This window comes from Cupriavidus sp. FW305-26, from assembly GCF_058787975.1.
Window position 1 is genome coordinate 17,455 of the sequence record NZ_JBYTAH010000014.1, and the last position, 11,355, is coordinate 28,809.

Annotated in this window: 8 protein-coding genes; 7 read left to right on the forward strand and 1 reads right to left on the reverse strand. The window is 67.2% G+C overall.

Annotated elements, in window-relative coordinates:
• Both AC3WQZ_RS10795 and AC3WQZ_RS10800 read left to right on the forward strand, forming a co-directional pair.
• The coding region (locus tag AC3WQZ_RS10795) for a VCBS domain-containing protein (protein ID WP_492300529.1) at window positions 1-2,186 on the forward strand (2,186 nt) is incomplete at its 5' end.
• Window positions 2,187-2,352: 166 nt separating this feature from the next.
• Entirely contained in the window at window positions 2,353-3,705 is a 1,353-nt protein-coding gene (locus tag AC3WQZ_RS10800) for a TolC family outer membrane protein (RefSeq protein ID WP_492300530.1), read from the forward strand.
• A 74-nt stretch (window positions 3,706-3,779) separates the two neighbouring features.
• Here AC3WQZ_RS10800 and AC3WQZ_RS10805 read toward each other — a convergent pair whose 3' ends face one another.
• A complete protein-coding gene (locus AC3WQZ_RS10805; protein ID WP_492300531.1) occupies window positions 3,780-4,952 on the reverse strand; it encodes an AraC family transcriptional regulator in 1,173 nt (390 codons plus the stop codon).
• Window positions 4,953-5,273: 321 nt separating this feature from the next.
• Here AC3WQZ_RS10805 and AC3WQZ_RS10810 point away from each other — a divergent pair, with 321 nt between their 5' ends.
• From AC3WQZ_RS10810 to AC3WQZ_RS10830, 5 genes are all read left to right on the forward strand, one after another.
• Entirely contained in the window at window positions 5,274-6,281 is a 1,008-nt protein-coding gene (locus AC3WQZ_RS10810; RefSeq protein WP_492300532.1) for a tripartite tricarboxylate transporter substrate binding protein, read from the forward strand.
• A 34-nt stretch (window positions 6,282-6,315) separates the two neighbouring features.
• Window positions 6,316-8,028 carry a long-chain fatty acid--CoA ligase gene (locus AC3WQZ_RS10815; RefSeq protein WP_492300534.1) on the forward strand — a complete coding sequence of 571 codons (1,713 nt, stop codon included), beginning with the start codon at window positions 6,316-6,318 and terminating at the stop codon, window positions 8,026-8,028.
• 34 nt (window positions 8,029-8,062) lie between these two features.
• Window positions 8,063-9,046 carry a Bug family tripartite tricarboxylate transporter substrate binding protein gene (locus AC3WQZ_RS10820; protein ID WP_011616760.1) on the forward strand — a complete coding sequence of 328 codons (984 nt, stop codon included), beginning with the start codon at window positions 8,063-8,065 and terminating at the stop codon, window positions 9,044-9,046.
• 23 nt (window positions 9,047-9,069) lie between these two features.
• Window positions 9,070-9,849 (forward strand): enoyl-CoA hydratase/isomerase family protein, encoded by a 780-nt coding sequence (locus AC3WQZ_RS10825; RefSeq protein ID WP_010811720.1) that lies wholly within the window; start codon window positions 9,070-9,072, stop codon window positions 9,847-9,849.
• Window positions 9,850-9,985: 136 nt separating this feature from the next.
• Window positions 9,986-11,173, forward strand: coding sequence for an acyl-CoA dehydrogenase family protein (locus AC3WQZ_RS10830; protein WP_037024190.1), 1,188 nt, complete (start codon window positions 9,986-9,988; stop codon window positions 11,171-11,173).
• Window positions 11,174-11,355: the final 182 nt, after the last annotated feature.

An 11,355-nucleotide genomic window follows, 5' to 3' on the forward strand; every position in this document is an offset into this window, starting at 1 on the left:
ATGCGCTGATCGCGGGCCAGCAGGTCAGTGATTCGCTGACGGTGGCTTCGGCCGACCACACGGCGCAGCAGACCATCACCGTCAACATCACCGGCGCAAACGACTACGCTACGATCACGGCTTCAGCCAGCGAGGACACCTCAGTGACCGAAGCCGGCGGGGCAGGAAATGCCATTCCCGGCGACCCCTCCGCCCGCGGCACGTTGACGGTCAACGATGTCGATACCGGCGATGCGCACTTTGCCGCCGTGCCGCCAGCGAGCCTGGTCGGCCAATACGGCGCCTTCACCTTCGATAGCGGCACCGGCGCCTGGACCTACACGCTGGACAACAGCAAGGCGCAGTCCCTCGCCGCGGGCCAGCATGTGACCGACTCGCTGTCCGTACAGTCGGCCGATCTCAGTGCCACCCAGGCGATCACCGTCAACATCACAGGTGCCAACGATGCTGCGGTGAATGCCGTTCCCCTTGCGCAGGTGGTCAACGAAGATACGCCATTGGTGTTCCGTACGGCCAACGGCAATGCACTCAGCATCTCTGACGTGGACAACGCGAGCCACACCGTGACGCTGAGCGCAAGCCACGGCGCGATCACGCTGAATGGCGTTGCCGGGCTGCAGTTCCTGTCGGGCGACGGCACCGCGGACAGCACCATGACATTCACGGGCAGCGATGCGGCAATCAATGCTGCGCTGAATGGAATGAGCTTCCTTGGCGAGAAGGATTATGCGGGCGCCGCGTCGGTGCAGATCCAGACCAGCGATGGCGCTTTGGTCGATACCGATACGGTGGCGATTACGGTCAATCCCGTCAATGACGCGCCGGTGGCAGCCGAGGACGTTGTCTATGTTTCGACTAACACCGACAACATCCTGATTCCGGTGAGCGCGCTGCTCGGCAACGACGTCGATATCGACGGGCGGGCCTTGTCCATAAACCCGCTCAGTCTGACCTCAAGCACGCTTTCCGGCCTGAGGCTTGTCACCGAAAGCAATTACAGCTTCGTCGCGTTCGACAGTCCCAACAGCAAGGGGGTGGCAACCTTCAGCTATACCGTCGAAGACGGGGCAGGTGGCAGCAGCACGGCGACGGTGACCGTCAATGTCGTGGACAAAAACGGCTTTTCGCTTGATCAGGCCAGCTACCAGGCTTCCTATCTGGAGGGTGGCAGCAATCCCGACAGCATGACTGGTGCCGTTGCGGGTGACATCTTCATTGGCGGACGTGGTACCGACATCCTCAACGGCGGGAACGGCGACGACGTCTTGAGAGGGGGCGCCGACAACGACACCCTCAACGGCGGGATCGGCGACGACGTCTTGAGAGGTGGCGCCGACAACGACACCATCGACGGGGGGGTGGGCATAGATATGCTGGATTTCTCCGATGCCACCGGCGCGGTCTCCTTCACGTTGATCCAAAGTAGCACCCTCGTCAAGGTGCTTGTGGGCGCGACGCCCGGACTAGGTACCGACAGCTACGCGAACATGGAGGGCGTGATCGGCTCGGCGTTTGTCGACACGCTGACCGGCAGCTCCGCCAACGACGTCATTCGCGGTGGCGCGGGCGATGACACCATCAACGGCGGCGACGGCATCGACCTGCTTGATTTCTCCGATGCCACCGGCGGGGTTGTGTTCACGCTGACGCAGAGCGGCAGCCCCACCACGGCAGGCCCGGGCGTGACTGGCCTCGGTGCCGACAGCTACAGCAACATGGAAGGCGTCATCGGCTCCGCCTTCAACGACAACCTCACCGGCTCTGCCGGCAACGACGTGCTGCGTGGCGGCGCGGGCAACGACGTGTTGGTCGGAGGCGCCGGCAACGACGTATTGACCGGCGGCGCCGGCGCCGACACACTGACCGGCGGCAATGGCAGCGACACCTTTCGCTTTCTGCGCGCGGACCCCGCTTCGGTCGACACCATCACCGACTTCGGTGCGGCTCCCGTGGCTTCCGGTGGCGATGTGCTGGATCTTTCCGATCTGCTTTCCGGTGTTGGCGTGAACCCTGCCAATGCGGCGCAGTTCGTCCGCCTTTCGGAGGTGGGTGGCAACACCGTGGTCAGCCTGGATCGTGACGGCAGTGGCACGGCGGCTGCATTCCAGGACGTGGCGGTGCTGCAGGGCGTGGTCGGGCTCGATCTCAACACGCTGCTGAGCAACGGCAATCTCCACACCGCCTGAGGCGGGCGATCGGTGGCGGATTCAGAGAGGGAAATGCAGGGCGGCAGTAAAGCCGGAATCCGGCGCAGTTGAAAACCATAATAAACGGGTAGCGCACCGCTTCCCGTATCGCGCAGGCGCCGGCCAGCGCGATGCGCGGCAGCGGGTGCGCCCGAGCGGGGGAAGCATGACAACGACATGGTGCCGGCTGGCACATGTACTGCTATGGGCCGCCATGGTGGTGCCGCATCACGCGGCAGCCCAGGTGCTGCGCCAGGCAGTCGAGCAAGCCGTGCATACCAATCCCGAAGTGCTGGCGGCGGGCAGCCGCCGGCTGGCCGCGGACGAGGGGCTGACGCAGGCGCGCGCCGGTTACCTGCCGCGGGTCGATGTCAATGCCGCCACCGGTCGCGTACGCCTGGACAGCCACAGCACCCGGCTGATGGGCCTGTCCGACTCTTCCTATGCCAGCCACGCCGCCGGCGTGACGATCTCGCAGATGCTGTTCGACGGCTTTGCCACCAGCAGCGATGTGGAGCGCCAGGGCGCACGGATCGACGGCGCGGCCTATCGGGTCGGCGCGACTGCCGAAGACATCGCGCTGCGCACGGTCGGCGTTTATGTGGAGGTCCTGCGGCGTCAGGAAACCGTGGCCATCGGCCTGGCCAATCTGGAAGCGCACCAGCACATCTATGACCAGATCCGGCTTGGCGCCGACAACGGGGTGCTGCGCCGCGCCGATCTCTATCAGGTCGAAAGCCGCCTGGCGCTGGCCAAGGCCAGCCTGCGGGCGGAGCAGGGCAGCTTGCAGGACGCCATGACAGCCTATTTACGCGTGGTCGGCGCGCCGCCGGAGGTCTTGTCCAGGCCGGACTCGCTGTCGACGCTGCTGCCTGCCACCGAACGGGAGGCGCAGCAGGTGGCAAACGCCAATCACCCCGCGCTGGGTGCCGGGCAGGCCGATATCGCCGAAGCCCAGGCCGGGCGTTCGCTGGCCAAGGCCGCGTTGTGGCCAAGGCTGGATCTCGAGGTCGGCGTGGCGCGCGACCGCGACCGCGTGCTCGGCACCACCGACGAGCGCAGCGTGATGCTGCGCGTGCGCTACAACCTGTTTCGCGGCAACGCCGACAAGGCGCGCATCAACGAGGCCGGCTACCAGGTCCAGGAAGCAGAGCAGAATCTGGACCGTCTGCGCAGACAGGTGCAGGAGGCCGTATCGCAGGCCTATAACGCCCACCTGACGGCGAAGGACCGTCTGGTGAGCCTCAAGCAATACGTGGAGGCCAGCGATGCCACGCGCGTCAGCTACGGCAAGCAATTCCGGATTGGGCAGCGCAGCCTGCTTGACCTGCTGAATGCCGAGAACGAGTACTTCAGCGCCAGCACGGCCTACGTGACCGGCAAGTACAACGAACTGGCCAGCCAGTACCGCATCCTTGCCGGCATGGGCTTGCTATTGGCGACCCTGCAGGTGCCGCCGCCCCAGACGGGGATGGTGCAGGTAGGGCAGCGGGCAGCGCCGCCGGTGGCACAGAGGTAGCGGGGGGACGGTGCCGGGCAAGCCGGCAGCCATGCTTCAGCCGCCGGCCACTGGAGATCCTGACCCGGCCCGCATCAGCGCGGCAAAGCCTTTCCCCGCAATCCCCGCATCCGATACTCTCCCGGCGCCACGCCCGTCCATTTCTTGAAGGCCCGGTGGAACGTGCTCGGTTCTGAGAAGCCAAGCCGCAGCGCCACGTCCTGCAGCGTCATGCCGGGGCGCTCCATCATGCCGATGGCCACGTCGCGGCGCAGGCTGTCCTTGATGCTCTGGTAGCCGCTGCCCTCGTCGCGCAGCCGGCGGCGCAGGGTCTGGGGCGTGAGCCGCAGCATCTGCGCCATCTGCTCCAGCGACGGCAGTTCGTCATCCAGGTGGGAGCGCAAGTGCTGCCGGATGCGCTCGGCCAGGCAGCTGTTGTCGCGGTAGCGGATCAGCAGGTTGCGCGGCGTCTCGCGCAGGAACTCGCGCAGGCTGGCGGCGTCCTGCATCACCGGCAGGCGCAGGCTGGCGCCATCGAAATGCAGCACGGAGACAGGCTGGCCGTAATGCACGGCGGCCTTGAAGACGCGCTCGGTCTCGGGGCCGCCCTGCGACGGCGCCGCGCTCAGGTCGACCCGCGCCAGCGGGATATGGCCGGCCACCAGCCAGCTGAGCAGCGCGTAGGCATGGAACACGAAAGTCGATTCGGCAAAGCTGCGGCAGGCCGAGGCCGGCGCACGCGGATGCAGCACCACGGAGGCGGCCTTGCCGTCGGCGCTGACATGCAGGCGTGGCGCGAAGGCGTCGATATGGAGCCGGTACAGCCGCAAGCCGGCTCGGATGGCGTCTTCCAGCGTGGCGCAATGGATCAGGTTGCGGCACGCCTGCGCAAACACGCCCGGGGTCACGGGCCGGTCCAGCAGCCCCCATAGTTCATCGCGCATGACGCGGCGCAGCGTGCGGATCAGCGCCGCGTACTGGCCCTGGGTGACGCGCGCATTGGGCGAGGCCAGCAGCGCCGGCGAAATCCCGGCCCGGCGCAGCAGCGCGGCAATGTCGTGGCCCAGCCGGCGCGGGCCCAGCAGGATGTGATCCACATGCTGGATCGCAATGGTGTGGCGCGCCGAGGCCTGCGGCGCCGTGCCGGCCGGGGCCTCGGTGCGGCCCGGGACACGGCCGTGCCCGGGCGCCGGCGGCAGTGCGCTGCCGGCGAGGTGCAGCTTGCCTGGCACGGGCGGGCGCGGCGATGACAGGACAGCGGTATGCATGGGTCTCCTCATCACGGTGGCGCGTCGGCGCCGGCACCGCGGAACGGCTGGCTCCGCGGGCGTTCCAGGACGTTTCGCCACATCGTCCCGGCACCTTAGCAAGCCGCGGCCGCACCGCACAATCGGGATTTGCCAAAGGCTGCCTTCCATCTGAGCGATTCGGCCAATCATTTTGGCTTGTCTGGTCATTGTCCACGCACCGCAGCATCGCGCACTCTCCGGCTGATACCGATACAAGGCCGGCGCACCGGCCCGGACGGGACCAGAAACGGGGCAACCACCCGTTCCCCGCCTCAGGAAAAACAATGGAGACAACAACACATGCAGGCAGATCGTCGTAGTGCGCTGTGGCGCTTTGGGGCCGGATTGCTGGCGTGGAGCGGCGTTGCCGCCGGGATGCTGGGGGCGGGCGCCGCGCTCGCGCAGAGCGAATTCCCGGCGCGCACCGTGCGCATGGTCGTGCCCTTCCCGGCAGGTGGCGCCACCGATGTGCTGGCCCGCGCCATTGCCGAAGGGCTGGGCAAGGCCTGGAAGCGCCCGGTGGTGGTGGAAAACCGCCCGGGTGCGAGCGGCATGCTCGGCGCCGAGGTGGTCGCCCGTGCCGAGGCCGACGGCTACACCGCGCTGCTGACGATCACGCCGCTGGTGCAGGCGCCAAGCCTGTATGCCCGGGCGCCCTATGACCCGGTGAAGGATTTCGCCGCGGTGTCCGAGCTCGGCACGACCAACCTGGTGTTCGCCGTCAACAGCAATGCGGTGCCTGCCACCAACCTGAAACACTTCATCGCGCAGGTTCGCGCCAAGCCGAAGCAGTTCTCCTACGGCTCGTTCGGGGCCGGCTCGAGCGGCCACCTGTACGGCGAGGTCTTCAACGAGGCCGCCAAGATCGACATGCTCCATGTCTCATACAAGGGCGAGGCTCCGGAGCTGAACGACCTGCTGGGCGGCCAGGTGCCGGCGGCGGTGATCTCGGTGATGGGCGCCAAGCCCCACGTCGCCACCGGCCGCCTGCGCGCCCTCGCGGTGACTGGCCCCGCGCGCGCGCCGCAACTGCCGGATGTGCCGACTTTCCGCGAAGCCGGCATTGAAGGCATGGATGCGATGGGCTGGTTCGGGCTGCTGCTGCCGGCCGCCACGCCGCGGCCGATCGTTGAGAAGTTCTCGGCGGACGTCAACCGCGTGCTGGCCCAGCCCGACGTGCGCAAGCGCATGAACGAGCTTGGCGTGATCCTGACCGGCAGCACGCCGGACGCGTTTGCCCAGACCATCCAGGCCGACTATGTCCGCTGGGGCAAGGTGATCCGCACCAGGAACATCCGCCTGGATTAAGTCATTCCCGTTTGACCTGCATCGATTGCTGCATATGAAGCCTGCTACAAGTACCCGCGAGCCGTTCCGCTCCCCCGCCTGGCCGCCCGGCCTGCCGGCCACGCTGCAAACGCCTCGCACCAGCCTGTTTTATAACGTCGAGGCGGCGGCGCACCGCTATCCGGACAAGACCGCGATCCAGTATTTCGGCACCGCGATTTCCTACGGCCAGCTGCAGGACGAGATCGAACGGATGGCCGGCTACCTGCAGCAGGCCTGCGGCATCGAGCCGGGCGACCGGGTGCTGCTGTTCAGCCAGAACTGCCCGCAGTTCATCATTGCCTACTACGCGATCCTGCGCGCCGAAGGCGTGGTGGTCCCGGCCAACCCGATGTGGCTGGAGGCCGAACTTGCCCACGTGGTCCAGGACAGCGGCGCGGTCGCCGCCTTTGCCGGCAGCGAGCTGTACCAGCGCGTGGCACCGCTGCACGGCCCGGCGCTGCGCCATGTGATCCTGCACGACTACGCCGGCATGCTGCGCGACGACGGCGGCCTGGCGGTGCCGGCCTGGCTGCGCGAAGCGCCGCCCGCGCCGCAGGCCGCGCCCTCCGGCGCCATGCCGGTGGCCTGGGACGCGGCCAGCGCCGCCGGGCACCGGCCGCTGCCGCACCAGGCCGGCTACGACACGCTGTGCATGCTGGCCTATACCTCCGGCACCACCGGCCATCCCAAGGGCTGCATGCATAGCCACGGCACGCTGATGACCGCGGCGGCCGGTGCGGTGATCTGGCGCGGCGCCACGCCCGAATCCGTGGTGCTGGCCGTGGCGCCGATGTTCCACCTGCTGGGCATGCAGAACTGCATGAACTCGCCGCTCTACCTGGGCGCCACCGTGGTGCTGATGCCGCGCTGGGACCGCGCGCTGGCCGCGGACCTGCTCGAGCGCTACCGCGTCTCGGTCTGGGGCGCGCCGCCGGCGATGATGGTGGACTTCTTCTCGCAGCCGGGAATCGACGCGCGCGACCTGTCGAGCCTGGCCTACGTCGGCGGCGGCGGCGCGGCCATGCCCGAAGCGGTGGCGAATATGCTGCAGGAACGCTTCGGCCTGCCCTACGTCGAGGCCTACGGCATGACCGAGACCGCGGCCTTCATCCTGTCCAACCCGCGCAACCAGCCCAAGCGCGAATGCCTGGGCATCGCCACCTTCGGCGTGGACGCACGCGTGGTCGATCCCGAGACGCTGCAGGAACTGCCTTGCGGCGAGACCGGCGAGATCGTGGTCCACGGCGGCCAGGTGATGCTGGGCTACTGGAACAACCCGGAAGCCAACGCGGCCACCTTCATCGAGCTTGGCGGCAAGCGCTTCCTGCGCACCGGCGACCTCGGCTTCATGGACGAGCAAGGCTACTTCTTCATGCGCGACCGCCTCAAGCGCATGATCAACGCGTCCGGCTACAAGGTCTGGCCGGCCGAGGTGGAGAACCTGCTGTACGGGCACCCGGCCATCCACGAAGCCTGCGTGATCGCCGCCCGCGACCAGCGCCGCGGCGAGACCGTCAAGGCCGTGGTGGCGCTGCGCCCGGAAGCACGCGGCACGGCCGACGCCGACCCCGAACGCATCATGGCCTGGTGCCGTGAGCATATGGCCGCGTACAAGGTGCCGCGCATCGTCGACGTGGTCGATGCGTTGCCAAAGTCGGCCACCGGCAAGATCCTGTGGCGCGCCCTGCAGGAGCGCGAGATGCAGGCGGACCACCCGAGCGCCTGACACCAGCGGCGAATTCAGCAAAGAGAGAGACAGCATGCAGCAAAGCAGACGCAACTGGCTGGCACAGGCCGGCACCCTGGCCGGCGCGGCCATCCTCGGCGGCGCGGGCAGCGCCTTCGCGCAGCAATCGTATCCGAGCAAGCCGATCCGCATGATCGTGCCGTACCCGGCCGGCGGCGGCACCGACACCGTGGGCCGCCTGATCGGCCAGCGCCTGGCCGAAAGCCTGGGCCAGCCGGTGGTGGTCGAAAACAAGCCCGGCGCCAGCGGCATGCTGGGCAACGACACCGTCGCCAAGGCGCCGGCCGACGGCTACACCATCCTGCTGGCGATCACGGCCCTGATCCAGGCGCCGGCCCTGTACAAGCGCACGCCATACGACGTGGCCAGGGACTTCACGCCGGTCTCGCAGATCGCCAAGTCGTCCGACCTGTTCGTGGTGCCCAACCGCGTGCCCGCCAGCAATATGCGCGAGTTCCTGGCGCTGGCCAAGGCGGGCAAGCTCAGCTATGGCTCCTACGGCAACGGCACCTCGTCGCACCTGCACGGCGAGCTGCTCAAGCAGCAGGCAGGCATCGAGCTCGCGCATATCCCTTACAAGGGTGCGGCGCCGCTGATGAGCGACCTGCTCGGCGGCCAGGTGGACAGCGCCTTTGTCGACGTGACCTCGGCCAACGCCTACCTGGGCAGCAACAAGTTCAAGATCCTCGGCATCACCGGCACCCAGCGCTACAAGGCGCTGCCCAATGTGGCGACCTTCACTGAACTGGGCCTGCCGGGGTTCGAGCCCAACGGCTGGTACGGGCTGTTCCTGCCGGCCAATGCGCCCAAGGATGTGACGGCGAAGCTGGCGGCAGAGACCGCGCGCATCGTGCGCCTGCCCGAAGTGACGCAGAAGCTGGCCGGCATGGGCCTGCAGCCGGTCGGGTCCACGCCGCAGGAACTGGCGGCCGTGGTCGCCGGCGACACACCCAAGTGGGCCAGGATCGTGCGCGACGCCAATATCCAGCTCGACTGAAACCCGCCTCCCGGAGCCTACCGATGGAAACCATCCGCTTCGCCGTCGAGGACGGCATCGCCACGCTGACGCTGGACTCGCCGGCGCGCAAGAACGCGCTGTCCTTGCCGATGCGCGACGAGATCGGCGAAGTGATTCGCCGGGTACGCGCCGACGACAGCGTGCGCGCGCTGATCCTGACCGCCGCCGGCACCGATTTCTCGTCGGGCGGCGACATCAGCTCGATGCAGGTCGAGATCAATGCCGAGCAGGGCCGCAAGCGCCTGCACAAGGTGCACGGCTGGCTGGAAGACCTGATCCAGCTCGACGTGCCGGTCATCGCCGCGGTGGACGGCGCGGCCTATGGCGCGGGCTTCAGCCTGGCGCTGACGGCCGACATCATCCTGGCCACGCCGCGCGCGCGCTTCGGGCTCCCGTTCCTGCGCATGGGGCTGGTCCCCGACTGTGGCGTGTTCTACACGCTGCCGCGGATGATCGGCCTGCAGCGGGCCAAGGCGCTGATGTTCTCGATGCGCGAGCTGAACGCCCAGGCCGCGCAAGACCTTGGCATCGTCATGGAAATCGTGCCGGCGGACAGCCTGCAGGAACGTGCGCGGACGCTGGCGCAGGCCTTCACCGAGGCCTCGCCGGTGGCGGTGGGCCTGACCAAGCAGGCGTTGAACGCCTCGCTGAACCAGGACCTGCACACCATGCTGGCGATGGAAGCGGACGGGCAGGGCATTGCCTTCTCCACTGCCTATCGCCGCGAGGCTGCCGACCGCTTCATGGCCAAGCAGCCGCTGCGCTACCGCTGGCCGGACTGAGCGGCGGCGCCGGTCATGCTGCCCCGCAGCATCCGGCTGCCTCGCCAGTCTGTCGTTTACGTATACAGGCGGGTGCTGGCCGGACAGTACCGGTCGCCTGTTCATTTTCTCGTTTACCCTGATACCAGCACACCATATGGGATCCCACGACCAGCACACGGCGCCCGCCGTACGCCAGACCCCCTGGATGACCGAAGACCTGGGGATGTTCCAGGAAACCGTGCGCCGCTTCATCGAGCGCGAACTGGCGCCCAACGAGGCCCGCTGGGCCGACCAGGGCTATATCGACCGCGAGGTCTGGCGCCGCGCCGGCCAGATCGGGCTGCTGTGCGCCAGCATCCCCGAGGAATACGGCGGCGGTGGCGGCACCTTTGCCCACGAGGCCGTCATCACCCAGGAAATGTCGCGCGCCGTCTGCACCAGCCTTGGCAATAATGTGCACAGCGGCATCGTGGCACATTACCTGCTCAACTACGGCACGGAAGCGCAGAAGAAGAAATGGCTGCCGCAAATGGCCAGCGGCGAAATGGTGGCGGCCATTGCCATGTCGGAACCTGGCGCCGGTTCCGACCTCAAAGCGATACGCACCCGCGCGGTGCGCGAACAGACCGAAAACGGAGACTGCTATCGCATAAACGGTGCAAAGACCTTCATCACGAACGGGTATCACGCCGACCTGGTCTGCGTGGTGGCCAAGACCGATCCGGAAGCCGGTTCGCGCGGCGTGTCGCTGGTCATGGTGGAGACGCGCGACCTGCCGGGTTTCCGTCGTGGCCGCATTCTCGAGAAGATCGGGCAGAAAGGGCAAGACACCGCCGAGCTCTTCTTCGACGACGTGCTGGTGCCGTGCGACAACCTGCTGGGCACGCAGGAAGGTCAGGGTTTCTACCAGCTTATGCAGCAGCTGCCGCAAGAGCGCATGATCATTGCGCTCGGGGCCGTGGCGACCATGCAGCGCGCCATCGAGCTGACCACCGAATACGTGCGCGAGCGCAAGGTGTTTGGCCAGCCGCTGGCCGATCTGCAGAACACGCGCTTCAAGCTGGCGGAGTGCAAGACGGTCGCCACCATTGCCGCGACCTTCGTCGACGATTGCATGCTGCGCCTGATGGACGGCAAGCTCGACGCTGCCACGGCCGCCATGGCCAAGTGGTGGTGCACGCAGCAGAACTGCCAGGTCATCGACGAGTGCCTCCAGTTGCACGGCGGCTACGGCTACATGCTTGAATACCCGATCGCGCGTATGTATGCGAATGCACGCGTGAGCAAGATCTTCGGCGGCTCCAACGAGATCATGAAGGAGCTGGTCGCGCGCACGCTTTGACGCGCCTGCTATCAGCAGTGTGCGCGTGCTAGTGCGCGCAAACGCGTAAGAAAATGCGGAAAAACGAAAGCCGACACCAGTGCCGGCCTTCGTGCGTATGGTTACAAAACCGGATGTGCACGGATGGCGGGAAAGGTGTAAGGTGTTTCACAAGCATGGTCAATGGCCCGTCGCGTGCGGGG

Excerpts from the sequence above, each read along its gene's own strand:
- AC3WQZ_RS10815 (WP_492300534.1), top strand. The coding sequence starts at position 6,316 with ATGAAGCCTGCTACAAGTACCCGCGAGCCGTTCCGCTCCCCCGCCTGG.
- AC3WQZ_RS10810 (WP_492300532.1), top strand. The coding sequence starts at position 5,274 with ATGCAGGCAGATCGTCGTAGTGCGCTGTGGCGCTTTGGGGCCGGATTG.
- AC3WQZ_RS10800 (WP_492300530.1), top strand. The coding sequence starts at position 2,353 with ATGACAACGACATGGTGCCGGCTGGCACATGTACTGCTATGGGCCGCC.
- AC3WQZ_RS10825 (WP_010811720.1), top strand. The coding sequence starts at position 9,070 with ATGGAAACCATCCGCTTCGCCGTCGAGGACGGCATCGCCACGCTGACG.
- AC3WQZ_RS10830 (WP_037024190.1), top strand. The coding sequence starts at position 9,986 with ATGGGATCCCACGACCAGCACACGGCGCCCGCCGTACGCCAGACCCCC.
- AC3WQZ_RS10820 (WP_011616760.1), top strand. The coding sequence starts at position 8,063 with ATGCAGCAAAGCAGACGCAACTGGCTGGCACAGGCCGGCACCCTGGCC.
- AC3WQZ_RS10805 (WP_492300531.1), bottom strand. The coding sequence starts at position 4,952 with ATGCATACCGCTGTCCTGTCATCGCCGCGCCCGCCCGTGCCAGGCAAG.